The organism is Caulobacter sp. GW821-FHT11E11, assembly GCF_058808315.1.
Genome location: NZ_JBXARO010000004.1, coordinates 306849 through 328345, shown reverse-complemented (window position 1 = coordinate 328345; position 21497 = coordinate 306849). Strand labels below are relative to the sequence as shown.

12 protein-coding genes are annotated in these 21497 nt (G+C 67.7%); 8 read left to right on the top strand and 4 right to left on the bottom strand.

All coding sequences use genetic code 11. The features are described from left to right. The first annotated feature begins 22 nt into the window (after positions 1-22). The 4 genes from AC1RR5_RS11710 (at position 23) to AC1RR5_RS11695 (ending at position 4252) form a co-directional block, all read left to right on the top strand. Positions 23-1708 (top strand): methyl-accepting chemotaxis protein, encoded by a 1686-nt coding sequence (locus AC1RR5_RS11710; protein ID WP_492921731.1) that lies wholly within the window; start codon positions 23-25, stop codon positions 1706-1708. Beyond that, the gene (locus tag AC1RR5_RS11705) at positions 1708-2196 is read left to right on the top strand and encodes a chemotaxis protein CheW (protein WP_492921729.1); all 489 of its coding nucleotides are present in this window, start codon (positions 1708-1710) and stop codon (positions 2194-2196) included. Before AC1RR5_RS11710 ends, AC1RR5_RS11705 begins: the two co-directional genes overlap by 1 nt. Positions 2197-2267: 71 nt before the next feature. Beyond that, positions 2268-3128 (top strand): CheR family methyltransferase, encoded by an 861-nt coding sequence (locus AC1RR5_RS11700; protein WP_492921727.1) that lies wholly within the window; start codon positions 2268-2270, stop codon positions 3126-3128. A gap of 8 nt (positions 3129-3136) precedes the next feature. Continuing rightward, a complete protein-coding gene (locus tag AC1RR5_RS11695; RefSeq protein WP_492921725.1) occupies positions 3137-4252 on the top strand; it encodes a protein-glutamate methylesterase/protein-glutamine glutaminase in 1116 nt (371 codons plus the stop codon). Between the two features lie 182 nt (positions 4253-4434). Here AC1RR5_RS11695 and AC1RR5_RS11690 read toward each other — a convergent pair whose 3' ends face one another. Then, positions 4435-6204 (bottom strand): hypothetical protein, encoded by a 1770-nt coding sequence (locus tag AC1RR5_RS11690; RefSeq protein ID WP_492921724.1) that lies wholly within the window; start codon positions 6202-6204, stop codon positions 4435-4437. An 84-nt stretch (positions 6205-6288) separates the two neighbouring features. Further along, complete coding sequence (locus AC1RR5_RS11685; protein WP_492921722.1) at positions 6289-8226, bottom strand: hybrid sensor histidine kinase/response regulator; 1938 nt, start codon at positions 8224-8226, stop codon at positions 6289-6291. Between the two features lie 141 nt (positions 8227-8367). Here AC1RR5_RS11685 and AC1RR5_RS11680 point away from each other — a divergent pair, with 141 nt between their 5' ends. After that, on the top strand, positions 8368-8688 hold the full coding sequence (locus AC1RR5_RS11680; RefSeq protein ID WP_492921720.1) for a DUF1244 domain-containing protein: 321 nt from the start codon (positions 8368-8370) through the stop codon (positions 8686-8688). Between the two features lie 3 nt (positions 8689-8691). Here the strand turns inward: AC1RR5_RS11680 and AC1RR5_RS11675 are convergent, their stop codons facing one another. Together AC1RR5_RS11675 and AC1RR5_RS11670 are read right to left on the bottom strand one after the other, a co-directional pair. Continuing rightward, entirely contained in the window at positions 8692-9606 is a 915-nt protein-coding gene (locus AC1RR5_RS11675) for a family 43 glycosylhydrolase (RefSeq protein WP_492921719.1), read from the bottom strand. Positions 9607-9614: 8 nt separating this feature from the next. Beyond that, a complete protein-coding gene (locus AC1RR5_RS11670) occupies positions 9615-12830 on the bottom strand; it encodes a glycoside hydrolase family 2 TIM barrel-domain containing protein (protein WP_492921717.1) in 3216 nt (1071 codons plus the stop codon). 450 nt (positions 12831-13280) lie between these two features. Here AC1RR5_RS11670 and AC1RR5_RS11665 point away from each other — a divergent pair, with 450 nt between their 5' ends. From AC1RR5_RS11665 to AC1RR5_RS11655, 3 genes are all read left to right on the top strand, one after another. Continuing rightward, complete coding sequence (locus AC1RR5_RS11665; RefSeq protein WP_492922097.1) at positions 13281-16274, top strand: TonB-dependent receptor; 2994 nt, start codon at positions 13281-13283, stop codon at positions 16272-16274. A gap of 77 nt (positions 16275-16351) precedes the next feature. Continuing rightward, on the top strand, positions 16352-18910 hold the full coding sequence (locus AC1RR5_RS11660) for a GH92 family glycosyl hydrolase (RefSeq protein ID WP_492921715.1): 2559 nt from the start codon (positions 16352-16354) through the stop codon (positions 18908-18910). A gap of 56 nt (positions 18911-18966) precedes the next feature. Next, a complete protein-coding gene (locus tag AC1RR5_RS11655; RefSeq protein WP_492921714.1) occupies positions 18967-21495 on the top strand; it encodes a glycosyl hydrolase 115 family protein in 2529 nt (842 codons plus the stop codon). Positions 21496-21497: the final 2 nt, after the last annotated feature.

Below are 21497 nucleotides of genomic sequence, written 5' to 3'. Positions count from 1 at the left end.
CTCACGCCGAAGGATCCAGACCATGCGCTTTACGATTAAACTTCAGCTTGGTCTGGCCTTCGGCCTGATCATCGCCCTTCTGATCACCGCCACCCTGTTTGGCGTGAACAGCCTCTCCTCGACCAATCGCGACATGAACGCGATGGTCGACGGTCCGGCGGTGCGCCTGCAGGCCGCCCAGCAGCTGAACATCCACCTGCTGAACGTGGTCCGGTTCGAAAAGAACATGGTCCTGGTCGACACTGCCGAGGAGGTGAAGGCCCTCGAGGCTTCGGTCGACAAGGAAAAGAAGTCGTTCGAGACCCTGCTGGCCAAGGCCGAGGGCCTGGCCACCGCCGAAGGCAAGCCCAAGTGGCAGTCGCTGGGCGACGCGTTCGAGCGCCTGGTCGCCGCGCATGACACGGTCTACGGCCTGGCCCTGAGCAATAACGACGAGGCCGCCACGGCCGTATCGATGGGCGAAGGCCGCAAGGCCGTCACCGAAGCCGCCGCCCAGGTGCAGGAGCTGGTCGAGCTGTCGCAAGCCCAGCTGAACGCCGCCACCGATAAGGCCGATGTCGACTTCGAGAAGGTCCGCACCAGCCTGATCGCCCTGGCCGTCGTCTCGCTGCTGATCGCCGCCGCTGCGGCCGTCTACATCTCGACCATGGTCAGCAAGGGCCTGAACCGCGCTTCGGACGCCGTCCGCGCCGTGGCCGAGGGCGACCTGACCAAGACCATCGACATCACCACCAAGGACGAGATCGCCGACCTGCTGGGCCATGTGAACGTCATGATCGAGCGCCTGCGCGGCGTGGTCTCCGACGCCATCTCGGCCTCGGAAAACGTCTCGGCCGGCAGCCAGGAACTCTCGGCCGCCTCGGAGCAGGTGAGCCAAGGCGCCACCGAGCAGGCCTCGTCGGCCGAAGAGGCCTCGGCCTCGATGGAAGAGATGGCCGCCAACATCAAGCAGAACGCCGACAACGCCGCCCAGACCGAGAAGATCGCTCGCCAGTCGGCCCAGGACGCCGAGGCCTCGGGCCAGGCCGTGAACAAGGCCGTCGACGCCATGCAGACGATCGCCGAGAAGATCGGCATCGTGCAGGAGATCGCGCGCCAGACCGATCTGCTGGCCCTGAACGCCGCCGTCGAGGCTGCCCGGGCCGGTGAGCACGGCCGTGGCTTCGCCGTCGTCGCTTCGGAAGTGCGCAAGCTGGCCGAGCGCTCGCAGACCGCCGCCGCCGAGATCAGCGCCGTGTCGTCGGATACCGTCAAGGCCGCCCAGTCGGCCGGCGAGATGCTGACCACCCTGGTGCCCAACATCCGCAAGACCGCCGAGCTGGTCTCGGAGATCAGCGCCGCCTGCCGCGAGCAGGACATCGGCGCCTCGCAGATCAACGAAGCCATCCAGCAGCTGGACAAGGTCACCCAACAGAACGCTTCGGCTTCGGAGCAGATGTCGGCGACCTCGGAAGAGTTGGCCGCCCAGGCCGAAGAGCTGCAGACCTCGATCGCCTACTTCCGCACCAGCGCCAACGGCCATGCCGCGCCACGTCGCCCGGCCGCCCGCCCGGCGGCCAAGCGTCCGGCCGCGCCGACCGCCCGCAAGCCCGCCGCGCCGACCCGCAACACGGTCGCCGCCCAGCAGGCCCGCGCCACGGGCTTCGCTCTGGACCTGACCAACGGCGGCCCGGACGCCGACGACGCCGACTTCCGCGAGTACGCCTAATGGCTGGCGCTTCCGACCACCAGTTCGTCACCCTGGGCCTCGGCGCCGAGGTCTTCGCGGTGTCGGTCTCGCACGTGCGCGAGATCCTGGACTATCAGGCGCCGTTCGCGATCCCGGAAGGGCCCAGCTACCTGATGGGCCTGACCGATGTGCGCGGCCGGGGCACCCCGACCATCGACCTGCGCATGAAGCTGGGCCTGCCGCCCGTCCCGCCCAACGGCGCGACCCGCATCCTGGTGCTGGACGTGCAGCTGGAGGACCGGGTGCTGTCGCTGGGCCTGATCGCCGACCGCGTCATCGAGGTCGTGGCCTTTTCGGAAGGCCAGATCGAGGCTGCGCCGGACATCGGCGTGCCGTGGCGCTCGGAATACATCCAGGGCGTGGTGCGGCGCGACTCTTCCTCTGGGAATGGGGGCTTCGTGGTCATCTTCGACCTCGCCCGCCTGCTGACCACCCAGGACGCCGCCGCCCTCAGCCAGGCGGCCTGACGCCAGTCCCGGCGGCCCAGAAGGGGCCGCTCGTAAAGGACGGCGCGTAGACGCCGCGAACGGAGAAACCCGTGTCGAGACAATCCGCCGCCGCACTTCAGGCGACCGAAATCGAACAGCTCAGCGCGCGCAATTTCCAGCGCCTGGCGACGTTCATCCAGGACTACAGCGGCATCAAGATGCCGGCCAACAAGCGCACCATGCTGGAAGGCCGCCTGCGCCGCCGCATGCGCGCCACCCGGATCGGCGACGTCAACGAGTACTGCCGCTTCCTGTTCGAGGAGGACGGCCTGGCCTCCGAGACGATCCACCTGATCGACGCGGTGACGACCAACAAGACCGAGTTCTTCCGCGAGCCGGCCCACTTCGACTTCCTGATCGCCAAGGGTCTTCCCGCCCTGGCGGCGAAGGGCAAGCGCGAGATCAAGATCTGGAGCTCGGCCTGCTCGACGGGCGCCGAGCCCTACACGATCGCCATGGTCATGGACGAGTTCTGCGAGAAGCAGCGTGGCGTCGACTACTCGATCCTGTGCACCGACATCTGCACCGAGGTGCTGGACCAGGCCATCGCCGGCCGTTTCTCGGAACAGATGATCGAGCCGGTCTCGAACGTCCGCCGCCAGCGCTACCTGATGCGCAACCGCGACGCCTCGCGCAACGAGGTGCGCATCCGCGCCGACCTGCGCAGCAAGCTGTCGTTCGCGCGCCTGAACCTGATGGACGACGCCTATCCGATCGAGACCGACCTCGACATCGTCTTCTGCCGCAACATCCTGATCTATTTCGACAAGCCGACCCAGGCCAAGGTGCTCAAGCGCCTGTGCAACCATCTGGCCCCTGGCGGGTATCTGTTCCTGGGGCACTCTGAATCGATCGTCGGCATCGACCTGCCGGTCGTCCAGATCGCCAACACCGTGTTCCAGAAGCGGTAGGAGTCAGCATGGTCGTGGCCCGGAAGATCCGAGTTCTGATCATCGACGATTCCGCCACCGTGCGGCAGACCCTGGCCTCGATCCTGTCGGAGGATCCGCAGATCGAGGTGCTGGGCGTGGCGTCGGATCCGTTCGTCGCGGCCAAGCGCATCGCCGAGGAAATCCCCGACGTCATCACCCTGGACGTCGAGATGCCGCGCATGGACGGCATCACCTTCCTGCGCAAGCTGATGGCCCAGCGGCCGATCCCGGTGGTGATGTGCTCGTCCCTGACCGAGGCGGGGTCGGAGACCCTGCTGCAGGCCCTCGAGGCCGGGGCGATGGATATCATCCTCAAGCCCAAGATGGGCGTGGCCGACCACCTGCTGGAATCCAAGATCCGCATCTGCGACGCGGTGAAGGCCGCGGCCGGGGCCAAGATCGCCGGCTCCAAGCGGGTGATCCCGCAGATCGCGCGCCCGGACCACGAGCCGCAGAAGAAGCTGACCGCCGACGCCATGCTGCCGCCGCTCCCAATTTCTAAAGGGGGCGCCGTCAAAGCCATGGCCCGCACGACGGAATCGATCATCTGCATCGGCGCCTCGACGGGCGGGACCGAGGCGCTGCGCGTGCTGCTGGAAGCCCTGCCGCCGGACTCGCCGGGCATCGTCATCGTCCAGCACATGCCCGAGAAGTTCACCGCTTCGTTCGCCAAGCGCCTCGACAGCCTGTGCGCGGTCGAGGTGAAGGAAGCCGAGGACGGCGACACCGTGCGTCGCGGCCGGGTGCTGATCGCGCCGGGCAACAAGCACACGCTGCTGGAGCGCAGCGGCGCCCGCTACTACGTCACGGTCAAGGACGGCCCGCTGGTCTCGCGCCACCGGCCGTCGGTCGACGTGCTGTTCCGCTCGGCCACCCGCTCGGCCGGCTCCAACGCCGTGGGCGTGATCATGACCGGCATGGGCGACGACGGCGCGCGCGGCATGTCCGAGATGAAGGCGGCCGGGGCGTTCACGCTCGCCCAGGACGAGGCGACCTCGGTGGTGTTCGGCATGCCGAAGGAAGCCATCGCGCTGGGGTGTGTCGATCGGGTGGTTCCGCTGCACAACCTGACAGTCGAGATGCTGCGGGCGGCGAACCGGTAGGGCCGCGCCGCACATCCCTCTCCCCTTGTGGGAGAGGGTGGCCCGCGAAGCGGGTCGGGTGAGGGGTTGAAGACAGAAAACGCCGCGACCGCCCATCGGCTAGTTGCGGCGTTTCTGTTTGTGCGACCCCTCATCCGTCGCCTTTGGCGACACCGTCTCCCGCAAGGGGAGAAGGGCAGGATTTAGAACAGTAGGTCGTCGTCCTCGACCGCTTCCGCCACCTCGACCTCGACCGGCGCCTCGCCCAGACCCTCGGTCAGCGCGCGGTGGACCTCGCGCTCCTGGGCCATGGTGTACTGCTTGGCCAGCTTGTCGCTCAGCGGACGCAGGGCGGCGGCGATGTCGGCGGTGTAGATCTCGTCGTCGCCGGCCAGGTCCAGCAGCTGGTTGGCGGCGGCGTCCAGCACCGAGCCAATCTGCTTGTGGAAGTCGAAGCGCTGGGACGCGCGGCGCAGCATGTCGACGACCTCGGCGCCTTGGCGGGCCACGGCGTTAAGGGCGGTGTCGACGCCGTCGCCGGCCTTGCCGATGCGGGCGACCGCGTCGCTCAGCACGTTGGCGGCCGCGGCGGCCTTGCCGTCCTCGCCATCCTTGGCGGCTTCGCGCTGGCCCAGGGCCTCGGCGGCGTTGAACAGGCCTTCGAGGGCGCTGGTCGTGTGGCCGGCCGACTTCTCCAGGTGGATGGCGTGCTGGCGCAGTTCGATGGCGATGACGCCCAGCGGCTTGCCGGTCTCGCCGATGCGGCTGCACTTCAGCGTGGTGTTCAGCGCCATCATCTGCACGTCGGCGCGGATGTTCTGGATGCCGGCGATGCGTTCGGTCAGCTCGCGGGCCGAGACGGCGGCCGAGCGGCTGACGTTTTCGGCGGCCTGTTCGCCGGCGGTCATGTCGCCGACCAGTTCCAGGGCCTGGCCGACATTGCCTTCCAGGTTGCGCAGGAAGTTGGTCTCGGCGCCGCCGGCGGTGTTCGCGGTCTGGCCCGAGGCCAGGTCGCGCAGGCGCAGCAGCTCGGTGGCGTCGGCGGCCATGCCGATGATGTTCTGGCCGATGCGCGAGACGTCGCGGTGGAAGTCTTCGGCCGTCGCGCTCGTCTGGGCGCCCAGCAGGCGATGGACGAAGGCGTGCGCGCGGGCGCGGGGCTCGGCGTCCAGAGCGGCGATCTCGCGCGACTCGTCGAGGAACTTGAGGCCCGCCTGGACGTGCTCGATCCGCTGGCGGGTGATGTCGCCGATCTGCAGGGCCGCGAGACCCGAGCCGACCTTCTTCTGGACGTCGCGGGCCAGGGCCGCGACGCTGGTGGCGACCTGGGCGATCTTGGCGTGGTGGTCGGCGATGGCGCCGGCGCTGGCGGTCAGGGCGTCCGGCACGGCGGGCAGCAGGGCCACGCAGTCGCGCGCCAGATCCTGCTCATGCAACAGGGCCCCGCGCAGGGTGTGGTCGAGGCCAGCCAGCTCGCCGGCGAAGGCGTCCAGCTGGGTGCGACCCAGGTCGATGCAGTCGTAGATCTCCTGGGCGAAGATCGCGAACTCCGGCCCGGCGGCGGCGATGCCGCCCGAGGTGATCTTGATGTTGATGGCGAAGACCCGGAGATAGGCCAGGTGCTGGCGCATCTCCTCGATGCACGCGCCCAGGCGGTCGCCGAACTTGACCAGTTCGCTGACCCGCTCGCGGCGGGCGCCCAGGCTGTCGGGCAGGGACTTCAGGGACTCGGCGGCGCGGGCCAGGTCGGCGGTGGTGCTCGACACCGTCTCGGCGTCCAGATTGCCGCGCATGCTGTCCAGGCCGGTGATCAGGGCGCTGACGCCGTCGACCGCGCGCGACAGGACGTCACCGGCTTCCAGGAAACGGCTTTCGACCACCTGACGGGCGGACTCCAGACGCTGACTGATCCGTGCGCCCTCGCTGGACGAGGTCGTGGTCTGCGAGACCGTCGCTTCTGCTGACAAGCCCATGAATTCGCCGGCTGTTTTTCTCAGCCCCCAGTATCGCGTCGATGTGCGAAGGTGGGGTAAAGATCAGCGGAAAATTTCAGCAGTTCAGGCGCTGATCGCCGTGTCCTGATCATTGTCGGCGCGCGCGTCCATGGCCTCGCCGATGGCGGCGAAGAGCGCCGCGGTGGTGATCGGCTTCTGCAGGTGGACATCGGCCCCGGCCTCGCGGCTGGCGCGGACATGTTCGGGCCGGGCATTGGCCGTCAGCATGATGATCGGCGCGCGTGGCGCCCCCATCGAAATCTCGAGCGCGCGGATCCGGCGGACCGCTTCCAGGCCGTCCATGACCGGCATCTGCATGTCCATCAGGACGAGATCGGGCGGAGACAGGCCGTACATCTCGACCGCCTCGAGGCCGTTCTCGACCGAGACGATGTCGGCGACGTCGGCCAGCATCAGCTCGACGACCTTGCGGTTGGTCGGGTGGTCGTCGGCGACCAGCACGCGCGGCGCGCCGGACGGGGCCTCTACGGCGTCGTCGCTCTGGGGCGTGGTCTGCTCGCACGCCGCCAGGGGCAGGGCGAACCAGAAGGACGAACCGACCTCGGGGGTGCTGTCGCAGTCGAGCGCGCCGCCCATCAGTTCGATCAGCTCGCGCGAGATGGCCAGGCCCAGGCCCGTGCCGCCAAAGCGCCGGGTGAACGAGGCGTCGGCCTGCTGGAAGCGCTCGCAGATTCGGGCCTTGGTGGTTTCGTCGAAGCCGATGCCGGTGTCGGTGACCGTGAAGCGGGTGCGGCCCTGATCGTCCAGGGTCACGGCTAGAGAGACCTCGCCCCGGTCGGTGAACTTGACGGCGTTGCTGAGCAGGTTGGTTAGCACCTGACGCAGGCGGGCGCTGTCGCCGGTGACGGCCCGGTCGGCGCCGACCTCGACCGCGACGCTCATGCGCACGCCCTTTTCGTCGGCGCGCAGGGCGCACAGCGCCGCCACCGAGCGGGCCATGTCGCCTAGCGCGAACGGCGCGTCTTCGATCATCATCTGGCCGGCCTCGATGCGGACCAGGTCCAGCACGTCCGACAGCAGGCGTTCCAGGCTGCGGCCCGAGGCCGAGATGATGTCGACCAGCTCGCGCGCGCGGGGATCCGTGCAGGTCTTCGACAGCAGGTCCGCCCCGGCGAGGATGCCGTTCAGCGGGGTGCGGATCTCGTGGCTCATATTGGCCAGGAAGGCGCTCTTGGCCTGGCTGGCCTGTTCGGCCTGTTCCAGGGCCGCGCCCAGGGCGTCGGTCGCGGCCTTCCGGGCGGTGATGTCCTCGCCCAGGGTGATCAGGTGGCGCGCGCCGACATCGTCATAGGTGGCCAGGGTCTTGATCACCAGGTGACGGGTCTCGTCGCCGACCTGCAGCGTCTCGTCCAGCACCTGCATCTCGCCGCTGCGCAGGACCTCGGCCTCGACGGCGCGGGCGCGGGCGGCGCGTTCGGGGGTCAGCACCTGGTCGATGGTCTTGCCGATCGACTCGTCGGCGACCAGGTTCAGGGCGTCCTCGGCGGCGCGGTTGATCAGGACGTAGCGGCGGTCCTCGACGTTTTTGACCGTCAGCGGCAGCGGCAGGAGCTGCAGCACGGTGCGCAGGAAACCCTGGGTTTCCACCTCTTCGGTCACGTTGCGGGCGGTGGCCAGCAGGCGGACGATGTGCCCTTGCGGGTCACGGACCGGGGCGATGGTGGTGTCGCAATAGACCCGGGCCTTGGACGCCCCGCCCAGGAAGGCGCGGAAGCGGGCGACCGTGCCGTCGGCGGCCAGGTTGAACGAGCGGTCCAGCGAGAAGCGGCTTTCCTCGGGCCACAAAGCGCGCCAGTCGGCGGCGACTCCGGAGGGCTCGCCGAACAGGGTCAGGGCATTCTGGTTGGCGTGCTCGACGACGCCGTCGGTGCGCAGGATCCAGGCGCTGTCCTGGTTGGCCTCGAGAATGTTCAGATAACCGTAGGCGCAGGTCGACTCGGAAGACGCGCGAGGATCGGGTTCAAATTCTGGCTGCGACATAAGGCGCCTGCGACTTCCGGACCAGCATAGGCTCACGCTTGGCTGAAAAGACCGTTAAGTGCGCAAGCCGACAGGCGGGGGCGTTGCTGCGGCCGGCGCATGCGCCCACATTCGGCGCTCTTCGAATCCCGCAGGACGCCCATGACCGACATCGACGACCGTATCGCCGCGGCGGCCTTCCGCCGTCTGGTCGAGCACCTGCGGATGCGGACCGACGCCCAGAACGTCGACCTGATGGGCCTGGCCGGCTTTTGTCGCAACTGCCTGGGCGACTGGGTCAGCGAGGCCTCGGACGGCGCTCTGACCAAGGAAGCCGGGCGCGAGGCGGTCTACGGCATGCCGATGTCCGAGTGGAAGGCCAACCACCAGACGGCGGCGACGCCCGAGCAGCTGGCCCGCATGGACGCCAGCGTGGCCCTGAACAAAAAGCTCCGCGCCGCGCAGGATGGCGGCGCGGAGTAAGACCTACTTCGTCGGCTTGATCTCGAGGATCGACCCGTCCAGCCCGTAGGCCAGGGGTTCGATGGCGATCGAGCGGCGATGGTCGCCGCCGCCGGGCAGCAGGGTGTCGTGGTAGAAGAACCAGGTCTTGCCCCTGACCCGCAGGATCGCCTGGTGGTTGGTCGAGATCTTCAGATAGTCGAGGATCACGCCGCGATAGGCGTAAGGGCCCATGGGGCTCTTGGCCGTTGCGTAGACGATCTGGCCCGGCCAGCCGGTCGAGAAGCTGAAATAGTAGAGGCCGTCTCGCTTGTGCAGAAACGGAGCCTCTCCGTACTTCTTCTTCGGGTCAGCGGCCGGGAAGCCGGTGACGGCGATGTCCTGGATGGGGCCGGCCAGGCTCTTCATGTCCGCGCCCAGCTTGACGATCTTGGGCACGCGGGTGCCAAAGACCATGTAGGCCTGGCCGTCGTCGTCGATCAGCACCTGCGGATCGATCGGCTCGGCCCCGGCATTGGCGTCACGGGCCTTGTCGACCAGGGGCGCGCCGATGGCGTCGGTGAATGGGCCCTCGGGCTTGTCGGCCACCGCCACCCCGATCTTGTCGCCGCCGACCGGGGCGTAGAAATAGTACTTGCCGTTCCGGTAGGCCGCCTCGGGCGCCCAGGCCTTGGCGTCGGGCTTGGCCCACTTGAACACCGTCACGCCCAGGAACGCGCCGCCATCCGTCCAGGTCTTCAAGTCCTTGGAGGTGTAGAGCCGCCAAGTGGTCGAGTCCCAGTACTTGCCCGAGTTCGAGGCGTCGTCGGTGGCGTAGAGGTAGTAGCCGCCGTTGAAGGCATGCGGCGACGGGTCGGCGTTGAAGCGCTGGCTGATCGGCTCGCCGGCCAAGGCGGGACCTGCGATCAAGGCCGCGAGCAGGAGGGGAAGGGACTTCATGGCGGCTCCTATTGCGGCGGCGTGGCTTGGGCGGGGCGGGCCTTGTCGGGCGTCGTGCCGTCGCCGGCGAACGGTTCGAGGCGGAAGCTGACGCGGGTCGGCTCCAGCTTGGGGCGGTACTTCATGTGCGGCAGGCCAAAGCCGTTCCAGGTGGTGTCGCCGCCGACGCCCCACTGCACGGCGTCGACCAGCAGGGTCCCGTCGCCATGCGGGATGATGTCGGTGGACTTCCTGGTTCCGGGCGGGCGGCGATAGAGGTCCTCGTAGGGGAAGGCCAGGGCGGCCATCATCAGCGGCTTTTCGCCGGTGACCCGCACGCCGCGACCGGCCCCGGACAGCTCCATCCAGCGCACGTCGATCTTGTTGCCGGTGTCCTGGGGCCGGATGTAGTCGTGATCCTGCGCCGCCACCGCCCCGCGCCACAGGCCGATCGGGGCCGAGGTATAGCGGTCGACATAGGTCTCGTGCGGACCGCGGCCGTACCATTCGACGGTCTTCAGGGCCGAGGGGACGGTGAACCACAGGCCCACCCGCACCGGCGGCGGCAGATCGTCCTTCAGTGGTGTCAGGTCGCCGGTCACCGCCACCGTGCCGTCGCCGGCCATCACATAGGTGGTCACGAAGCGCGCCGCGCCCGCGCCCAGGGCATGCTCGACGACAATGCGGCCGGCCTTTGTGTCGACGCTGATCGAGCGCGTCTGGCGCTGCCGGGTCATCTGCTGCCAGGGGCGCTGCAGGCTCGAGAGGCCGGTGCCCAGATCGTTGTCGGTCTCGGCCCGCATGAAGTTGGGCTGGCCGCCGCGCGCCAGCACGACGCCGTCCTTGGCGTAGCTGTCGACCAGGCCGGTGGCGCGGTCGATCTTCAGCACCGCCCCGGCGGCCGCCAGGGTGACGGCGTCCTTGCCGTCGGTGGCGGTCACGGCGCCAGCGCGGGTCGTTTGCGCCTGCGCCGAGGACTTCAGGGCGAACTGCTCCCAGCCGACGACATAGCCTTCCGGCGTCAGCGGGACCGCGCCGGCCTTGGCCTTGGCGCGGAGGGTGACGAAGTACTCCGCGCCCGGCTTGCGTGCGCTGGGCAGGGGCAGGGCGATCGCCTGGCGCCCGCGCGCCGCCGTGGCCAGATCGGGCAGGGCGCCCGAGGCGATGGCGACGCCGTCCTCCTCCAGCACCCAGTCGAAGGCAAAGCCCGACAGGTCGCGGAAGTCGTGGCGGTTGATGACGGTGACCTTGCCGCCGGCCTCGTCGAAGCCCTCGAACTGGATCGGCGAGAGCACCTTCTGGGCCTCGTAGACCTGGGGATTGGCCGTGCGGTCCGACTGGATCAGGCCGTCGCCGAACTCGATGTCGCCGCCGGGATTGGGCCCGTACTCGCCGCCGTCGCCCCAGTAGCGGCGACCGTCCTTCGTATAGCGGTACATGGTCTGGTCGACCCAGTCCCAGATGAAACCGCCCTGCAGCTTGTCGTACTTGTAGATGGTGTCCCAATAGTCCTTGAGATTGCCGCCCGAGTTGCCCTGCATGTGGGCGTACTCGCACTGGATCATCGGCTGGGTGCGGGTCGGGTCCAGCGCCCAATCAACCATCTTGGTCACGTCGTCGTACATCGGGGCGTAGATGTCGACATAGGTGTTCGGCTTGTGCTCCCAGGCCACCGCGCCCCAGCCCAGGTACGAGATCAGCCGGCCCGGATCGCGCTGGCGGGCGGCGGCCGCGGCCTTCTCGAAGTTCTGGCCGATGCCGGCCTCGTTGCCCAGCGACCAGAAGATCACCGAGGGGTGGTTCTTGTCGCGCTCGACCATGTTCAGGACGCGGCTGACATGGGCGCCTTCCCAGGCCGGGTCGAAGCCGATCTGGCGCTTGTCGCGCTGGGCGGGATCGGCGTTGCCCCAGCCCATATAGGCGTGGCTCTCGATGTCGGCCTCGTCCATGACGTACAGGCCGTACTCGTCGGCCAGGGCGTACCACAGCTCGGCATTGGGATAGTGCGAGGTGCGCACGGCGTTGAAGTTGTTGCGCTTCATCAGCTCGATGTCGCGGCGCATCGAGGCTTCCGACATCACGTGGAAGGTCTCGGGATCATGTTCGTGGCGATTGACGCCGCGGATGACGATCGGGCGGCCATTGACCATCACCCGGCCGTCCCTGATCTCGACGGTGCGGAAGCCGATGCGCTGCGGCGTGGCCTGGATGACGCCGCCCCTGGCGTCCAGCACCTCGACCAGCAGGGTGTAGAGGTTGGGCGTCTCGGCGGTCCAGTGGCGGACGCCGGGCACGGGGGCGGACAGAGTCTGGGTCCTGGCCGCGCCGGCCGCGACCTTGGTCTCCTGGGTCAGGACCGTCTTGTCGTCGTCCAGCAGGGTCATGCGGACCGTGACCGGCTGGTCGCGCCGGGTCAGCGCCACATCCGTCGATAGCACGCCATCGCGATAGGCCTTGTCGAGGCCGGCATGGACGAACAGGTCGGTCAGCCGCGTCTTGGGCGCGGCCTTCAGATAGACCGAGCGCTCGATGCCCGAGACGCGCCAGAAGTCCTGGTCCTCCAGGTAGGAGCCGTCGGACCAGCGGTGGATCTGGATGGCGACGATGTTGGCCTGACTTGGCGTCAGCAGCTTGGTGACGTCGAACTCGCTGGGCAGCTTGGAGTCTTCCGAATAGCCGGCTTCCTGGCCGTTGACCCACACGCGATAGGCCGAGCCGGCCGCGCCGATGTGCAGGATGACGTCCTGGCCCGACCAGCCCGCCGGGATCTCGAAGGTTCGTCGGTATGAGCCCACCGGATTGGTCGCGTGCGGGATCAGCGGGCGGTTGGCCGGGAACGGATAGGTGATGTTGTTGTAGCGCGCCTGGTCGTAGCCCTCGGCCTGCCACATGGCCGGGACCTTGATGGTCTTCCAGCCGCTGACGTCATAGCCGGGCTTCTCGAAGCCTTCAGGCGTCGCGTCCGACGACGGCGAGAACTGGAACGACCACTGACCGTCCAGAGACTGGTAGCGATCCGACCGCGCCGGGTCGCCGGCCAGGGCCGCCGCGCGGCTCTCGAACGGGAAGTGCGTCGCCGAGGCCGGCAGCTTGCCGCGCGCATAGACCGCCGGGTTCTCCCAGTCGGGCCGCGCGGCGTCGACCTGCACCGGCTGGACCTGAACCTCTTCGGCCTGGGCGGCCCCTGTCACGCCCAGTGAGGCCATCCCCAGCCACGCCACGCCCACCAACAAACCCCGACGCATCCGCTCACTCCCTGACTCGGCGGGCTCTTTGGCCCGACCCCGTGCATTCGTTTTCACTCGCCTGGCCCGAAGCGGCGCCGCCGCCGCGCTAGCGGGAATGGCAAAGCTGGAATCCAAACGATTGTTTGGCCTGACCACTTTGCGTGATCGAAATTTATTTTCTAACGTAAAGTTGCGAAATAATATGCCAACCAAAGCATTTTTATGAAATAATCCGTTATAAAACAATGGATTGATTGGCGTGTTGCATATTGGCAGCACGACAACGTTGTCGTCAATCTTATTCGTCCGACAAATTGAAGTGACTGTCCTGACCTGATACGGCTGAAGAGGTCAGGCCAATAAGTCGCCATCCAAGGCGGCCAAAAAAGACATCAAGGAGGAGGGAATATCGTGAGCAAGATCAGCCCCGCGCGCGTCCTGAAAGTCGCGCTGCTGTCGGCCACCGTCATGGGGGGGCTGCCGGGCTTCGCCGTCGCGCAGGAGGCCGCCGCGGCGTCCAACGACACGCTGGACGCCGTCATCGTGACGGGTTTCAAGCAGAGCTACGCCAATGCGGTCCGGTCCAAGAAGGCAGCCATCGAAATCACCGACGGCATCTCGTCGGACGGCCTGGGCCGCTTTCCGGACCTGAACGTGGGTGAGGCGCTGCAGCGCATCCCGGGCGTGCAGATCAACCGCGAGGCCGAGGGCCGCGACGCCACCATCAATCTGCGCGGCATGCCGGGCGAGTACGCTCGCACCACGCTGAACGGCCAGTCGTTCGCCGGCCCCGCGCTGCTGCGCGACAACCAGGGCTCGCCGCTGGGCGCGTTCAATTCCGACATCTTCTCGGCGTTCGTGATCGCCAAGTCGCCGATGGCCAACACCACCTCGGGCGGACTGTCGGGCAATGTCGACCTGCAGATCGCCCCGGCGCTGTCGCGCAAGGACGGCGGCTTCGTGAAGGCGTCCTACGAGTACAACACCCTGGGCGACCTGGGCGCGCCGGCCGGCACCATCGGCTACAACAAGCACCTCACGGACGACCTCGCGGTGTTCGGCACGCTCGCCTACAAGAAGGAAAACTTCCGCCGCGATACGATCCGTCTGAACAGCTACGACTACCTGACGTCGGCGATGACGGGCCTGACGCCGACCCAGTTCAACGCGACCTACGGCCAGTACTTCTCGGCCAGCGCCTGCCCGACCAGCGCGACCTCGTACTGCCGCTCGCTGGGCAACGCCCTGGGCATCAGCGACACCGCCGCCCAGGCCTTCGTCACCAGCAACACCGGCTCGACCAGCAAGAACGGCGTCTGGGCCAACAGCCAGATCCGTCAGTACACCCGCATGAACGTGGGCAAGGTCTGGTCGGGCTCGGCCGGTGTCGAATGGAAGCCGAACGACAACACCAAGATCGGCCTGATCGGCTTCTCGACCGACCGCAACCTGCCCGACACCGTCCAGTACTTCCTGATCAACACCGTCACGCCGTCGGCCGTCGCCGGCGCGGGCACGGTGATCACGCCGACGGGCTCGCCGGTCCAGACCAATGACGGCCGCTACCTGTACCAGAGCTATTCGTTCGCCAACATGAACGCGCTCTCGTCGACGCGCCTGTACTCGCAGCACCAGAAGTCGGACGGCGTGCTGGGCAATATCGACTGGAGCAACGACGACTGGCGCATCGCCGCGGCCCTGACCCTGTCGTCGGGCTCGAACGCCTCGGTGGAAACCGAGGTCGACGTCGCCAACTACACCCGCGCGGGCGGCAACGGCGTCTCCGGCTCGCTGACCACCGGCCTCTCGGACATCGGCGCCTTCCACTACGTGACGACGCCGACGCCGCAGAACACGATCACCACGGGCCAGGCCTGGACCTGGGGCGGCTCGGGCGATCCGACGGCGTTCTACAACAACGGCACGCGCGCCAACTCGACGAACCAGATCCAAATCCAGGGCACCGAGAGCTTCGCCAAGAACGAGCTGAATAGCGCCGCCTTCGACGTCGAGCGCTTCGTCAAGTTCGGCCCGGTCAAGAGCATCCAGGGCGGCGTGCGCCTGGAGCGCGAGAAGTACGTGTCGACCGGCTACCGGGTCTACGCCTACGGCGCGCAGCTGCAGAACATCAAGTCCGACATGATGGTCACGGCGCCTTTCGTCGACGACTTCATGGGCGGCGCGGGCGGCGACTACAATCGCAACTGGCAGGTCCTGAACATCCGTCAGTTCCTGAACGCGGTCCGTCCGGTCACGGCCTATCAGAGCGGCGGCCTGTCGACCCAGGGCTTCAACATCCAGTACGCCGACAGCAGCTACTACGACAAGAACTTCACCAACGAGAACGACATCAATCAGTTCTATATCCAGGCGAAGTACGACACCGAGATCCTGGGCCACGGCGTGCGCGGCAACTTCGGCGGCCGCTACGAAGACACCAAGAACACCATCACGACGCTGGATCGCACGACCCCGCCGACCGACTCAATCGGCTCGTCGACGGCGTTCAAGACCGACGAATACGTCAACAAGTACCACTACTTCCTGCCGTCGGCGATCTTCGTGGCCGACGTCACCGACACCCTCATTCTGCGCGGCGCCTACTACAAGACCTATGTCCGTCCGCACCCGCGCCAGTATTCGCCGTCGACCAAGATCAGCCCGACCCAGATCCTCAACAACAGCCTGAGCTCGGGCACGACCAGCGTCTACGATGTCTCGGTCGCCATCGGGAACAACAAGCTCAAGCCCTATCTGGCCGAGTCCTTCGACCTGTCGCTGGAGTGGTACAACCGTCCCAACGGCCTGGTCTCGCTGGCCTATTTCCGCAAGAACATCACCGGCCGCATCGCCACGACCACCGATCCGTCGATCATCTGTCCGTCGGACGGCTCGACCTGGGGCTTCGGCGCCCTGTCGTGGGATGGGACCTACTGCAACGCCACCAGCCTGGGCAGCGTCACCAAGACGGTGCACGTCAACGCCAGCGGCGCCTACAACCTCGACAAGCCGACCACGGTCGAGGGCGTCGAGTTCAACATCCAGCAGAACCTCGATTTCCTGCCGGGCTTCTGGAAGAACTTCGGCGGCAGCTTCAACTACGCCTACACGACGTCCAAGAGCCCCTCGATCGCGCCGTTCCCGGGCATCTCCAAGCACAACGTCAACCTGATCGGCTACTACGAGACGCCCAAGTACGGCGTGCGGATGGTCTACAACTACCGCTCCGACTACGGGCTGAACGCCAACGGCACCTACAGCGGCGGGTCTCGTTCCGTGAAGCCGCGCGGCCAGCTGGACATGTCGGCGTCCTACAACGTCAACGACGCCGTCACCCTGTCGCTGGACGTCTACAACCTCACCGACGCGGTCCGCTTCGAATACGAGAACGACTACCAGGTCTCGCGTTGGGTCGACTACGACGGCCGCACCCTCACCTTGACGGCGCGCGCCACCTTCTAATCTTCCTCCCCTGTGAAGCCACTTGATAGCCGGTCCATTCGTGGACCGGCTATGTTTTCGAGCGTTGGAGAACATCGATGCCGGGACTTCGCGCGCACTTGACGTCCTTGCTGGTCCTGGCCGCCTTCGCGGCGGGGGCGGCCCAAGCCGCGCCCGATCCCGCGCTCTACAAGCTGCCCGCCCTAAGCGTCGGCCTCGGCAACGACAACGAAGGCGACACCATTCCCGGGCCGACCCGGCCCAACGGCTCGATCCATCCCTCGCCCGAGACGCCCAATCCCAGCAACGCCGGCTACAACGCCGCCGAGCCGATCAGCGGCTTTGCCCAGCTGCACTCGCAGGGCTCGGGCGGGGTCACGACCTACGGGACCTTCCTGCTGTCGCCCCAGGTGGGGCAGGCCCAGTTCGACGAGGCCGCGCACCTGTCGCCCAAGGCCGACGAGGTCCTGGCCGCCGACCAGTATTCGGTGCTCCTGGCCCGCTACGGCGTGCGCGCCGCGGTCACCCCGGCCCACTATTCGGCGATCTATCGCCTGGACTTTCCGACGACGGACCAAGCCCAGCTGGTCTTGGATATCACCCGCAAGGTCGGCGGCCTGGTCGCCTCGGACCAGGCGGACGTGAAGCTCTATCCGAGCGAGGGCAAGGTCGTCGGCCATGTGAAGGCCAAGGGCTACTGGAACCCGGCCCTGATCGACATCTGGTTCGTCGCCAAGTTCGACCAGGCGCCGAGCGCCTGGGGCGTTTTCGACAAGGCCGAGCGACGCGCCGGCGCCACCGAAGGCAAGACCGGCGCCGACGAGCGCCTGGGCTCCTGGCTGACCTTCAAGACGACCGCCGGCAAGCCGCTGCTGGTCAAGATCGCGGTGTCCTTCACGAGCGCGCAGACCGCCGAGGCCCTGCTGGACCGCGAGATCCCCGACTGGAACTACGACCGCGTCCGCCAGGGCGCGCAGAAGGCCTGGAACGACCGGCTGGGCGAGATCGAGGTCGCGGGCCTGCCGGACGCCGAGACCCGGCGGTTCTACACCGCCTTCTACCACGCCTCGACCCATCCCCGGGACCGCAGCCTGGACCAGCCGGCCAAGGCGCTGGGTCGTCCGAACTGGGACGACCACTACACCCTGTGGGACACCTATCGGACGCTGTTCCCGCTGATGTCGGTGCTACGACCCAGCGACTATGCGGCCAACCTGAACTCGCTGATCCACACCTTCGACAAGTTCGGCGCGGCCGACACGGCGATCATCGGCGGCCAGAACTACCATGTCGGCCAGGGCGGCGACGAGGTCGACAACGTGCTGGGCGAGGCGGCCTTGCGTGGGGCCCAGGGTGTCGACTGGAACAGCGCCTGGCGGCTGACCCACTTCAACGCCTATGAGCGCCGCCGCCCGCGCTATCTGGAGAGCGGCTATTTCGGCGTCGGCGACCGCAGCCCCGAGCCGAACAACCAGCGCGCCAAGTCGGGCTCCTCGACCCTGGGCTTCGCGCTCAACGACTTCTTCGCCGCCCAGGTCGCGGCCAAGGCGGGCAAGGCCGAAGAGGCCAAGGCGCTGACCGAGCGCGCGCAGAACTGGCGCAAGATCTGGAATCCCGAGACCGCCAGCGACGGCTTCCAGGGCTTCCTGATGCCGCGCTATCCGGACGGCAAGTTCCAGGACATCGACCCCAAGCTCGGCTGGGATGGCAAGGTCCACAACAATGTCGGCTACTACGAGGGCACGGCCTGGATCTATTCCTATGGCGTGCTGCACGACCTGCCGGGGCTGGTCGAGGCCATGGGCGGACGGGTGCGCTTCAACGAGCGCCTGAACCACGCCCTGGACGCCGGCCTGATCGACATCACCAACGAGCCGTCATTCGCCACGCCCTGGCTGTTCCACGCCATCGGCCGCGCGGACCTGTCGTCCTACTGGGCCGAGCAGGTGTTCAAGCACTTCACGGCCACCGCCTATCCGGGCGACGAGGACGCCGGGGCGATGAGCTCCAACTACGTCTTCAACCGCCTGGGCCTGTTCCCCAAGCTGGGCAGCGACCTCTTCTACCTGCATGGCCCGCGGCATCCCCGCAGCGTGCTGCACCTGGAAGGCGGCAAGACGCTGGAGATCCGCGCCGCGAACGCCAGCGCCGATCGGCCCTACATCGCCAGCGCCAGCTTGAACGGCAAGCCGCTGGCCGGGCCGTTCGTCTCCCAGGCCCAGCTGCTGGGCGGCGGGGTGCTGGACTTCACGATGAGCGCGACGCCGGGCCAGTGGGCCTATGACGGCGCGGTGCTGAAAGCGCAGGCCGATGTCCCGGCCTTGATCGACGGCAAGACCTCGACCGTCTGGACCGCCTCGGCCGGCCAGTCGGCGACCTTCACCCGTCCGGCCGCGACCTGCCTGAAGGCCTACACCGTCAGCGTCGGCGCCAGCGAAGCCGACCCGACGGCCTGGCGGTTCAGCGGCTTCGACGGCAAGCGTTGGGTCACGCTCGATACGCGGACTGGCGAGCGGTTCGAGCATCGTCACGCGACCAAGACCTACGCGCTCAAGGCCAAGGCCTATGCCCGCTACCGGTTCGAGGTGACGAAGGGCCAGGCCGTTCAGGTCGCAGACATCGAGCTGATCGCGGCGAACGGATCGAACTGTCGTTGATCTGGACCCCGCGTCCGTTAGCTTGACTAAAAGAGTATTTGTCGGAGGAATAGTCGATGCAGTGGGTTCGAGCCGCGACCCTGGGGGCGTGCGTAGCCCTGGGCCTGGGCGCTGCGACCGGCGCCTGGGCGGCCAAGCCTTCGCGCACGGCCATCGAGGCCGAGCCGATCTTCAGCGACGCTCTCGCGCGTGGCGGTTTCGTCCTCGTCGAGCCCGGCAAAGCGCCCACCATCGTGGTCGACGCGGCGGACGCCGCCGTCGTGCGCCACGCCGCTGACGACCTGGCCGACGACATCAAGACCGTCACCGGCCAGTCGGCGACCGTCGCCTCGGCCCCCGCCGGCAAGACCGCGATCCTGGTCGGGACCCTGGGCCAAAGCCCGCTGATCGACCAGCTGGTCAAGGCCAGGAAGGTCGACGTCTCGCGCCTGTCGGGCGCCTGGGAAAGCTTCGTCATCGCCACGGTCGACCGGCCGCTGCCCGGCGTCGACAAGGCCCTGGTGGTGGTCGGCAGCGACCGGCGCGGCACGGCTTTCGGCGTCTACGAGGTTGCGCAAGGCATGGGCGTCTCGCCCTGGGCCTGGTGGGCCGACGTCACGCCCCAGCATCGCGACCGGCTATTCGTCCGCGCTGGCGTCCATCGCTTCGGCCCGCCGTCGGTCCGCTACCGGGGCGTCTTCGTCAATGACGAGGACTGGGGCCTCTATCCGTGGGCGGCCAAGACCTTCGATCCCGAGCGCGGCGACATCGGCGTGAAGACCTACCGCCGGATCTTCACCCTGCTGCTGCGCTTGAAGGCCAACACCCTGTGGCCGGCCATGCACCACACGACCGCGCCGTTCAACGACGACCCGGCCAACGCCAAGCTGGCGCAGGAGTACGGCATCGTCATGGGCTCGTCTCACGCCGAGGCCATGCTGCGCAACAATGTCGGCGAGTGGAAGGACGACCCGGCCAAGTTCAACTACGCGACCAATCCCGACGGCGTGAAGGCCTATTGGGAAGAGCGCGCCAAGGCCAATGCGGCCTACGAGAGCCTCTGGACCGTCGGCATGCGCGGCATCCATGACACCGGCATGGTCGGCCCCAAGACCATGCAGGACAAGGTCGCCCTGCTGGACAAGATCATCAGCGACCAGCGCGAAGTGCTGGCCAAGAACGTCTCGCCCGACGTCACGAAGGTCCCGCAGATCTTCGTGCCCTACAAGGAAGTGCTGGAGATCTACCGCGCCGGCGTGAAGGTCCCCGACGACGTCACCATCGTCTGGCCCGACGACAATTTCGGCTACATCCGCCAGTTCGCCAGCGAGCAGGAAGCCGGCCGCAAGGGCGGGGCGGGGGTCTATTATCACCTGTCGTACCTGGGCTTCCCGCTGTCCTATCTGTGGCTCAGCACCACCCCGCCGGCCCTGGTCCAGGAGGAGATGATCCACGCCTGGGACAAGGGCGCGCGCAATGTCTGGGTGGCCAATATCGGCGACATCAAGCCGGCGGAGATCGGGACCAGCCACTTCCTGGAGATGGCCTGGGACATCGACCGCTGGCGGGGTAAGAGCCAGCGCCAGTTCCTGGAAGACTGGAGCCGCCGCGCCTTCGGCCCCGCCCTGGCCGGCCAGACCGCCGCGCTGATGGACAGCTACTATCGCCTGAACTTCGAGCGGCGTCCCGAGCACCTGGAATGGCAGCCCAAGGCCGAGAGCCGGCACCTGTCGGACTACACGCCCGACGAGGTCAATGACCGCCTGCGCGCCTTCCGCAAGCTGGCGGCCGAGACCAAGGCGACCAGCGCTCAGGTCCCGCCGGACCTGGCTGACGCCTGGTTCGAGCTGGTCGAGTTCCCGATCCGCGTCTCGGCCGCCGCCAATGTCCGGTTCTTCGCCGCCGAGCGCTACAACGAGTTGATCGACAACAACCAGGTCATGGCCCGCTCGGCCGGCGGCGCGGCGGTCGAGGCCCAGGCCGAGATCACGGCCCTGACCGACAAGTTCAACAACCAAGTCGCCGACGGAAAATGGCGCTGGCTGATGCCGGAAGAGCCGGCCGACAGCCAGTGGCGCATCTATCGCGCCCGCCCGGTGCCGATGCCGGGCGGCGGCTTGATCAGCGATCCGGCCAAGTTCCTGGCGGTGGTCGACGGCAATGCGCCGGCCAACTCGCCGATCACGGAGGCCGAGGCCTTCACGACCAACGCCGGCTGGCGGCTGGTCGAGGGTGTCGGGCGCGGCAAGGGCGTGATGATCGCCGACGCGCCGGGCGCGGTGCTGAGCTTTAATCTCGACGTCGCCGCAGAAGACCGCAGCGTCCAGCTGGGCGTGCTGCCGATCTTCCCCGACGGCCAGGCCCAGCAGATCGAGGTCGATGTCAGCCTCGACGGCGCCGCGCCCCAGCGCGTGCGTTGGCCCCGCGCCGTGGGCTCGCCGGCCTGGGCGCAGGGCGTGCTCGACAACCTGCTGAAGGCGACCGCCGGTCCGGTGCTGACGCCCGGCCGCCATACGGTCACCGTCACGGCGCGCACCGGCCGTGTCGGGCTGGACCAGCTGCGCTTGGTCACCCCCGAAGTCGTCGCCACCCACGAGAACCATTAGGA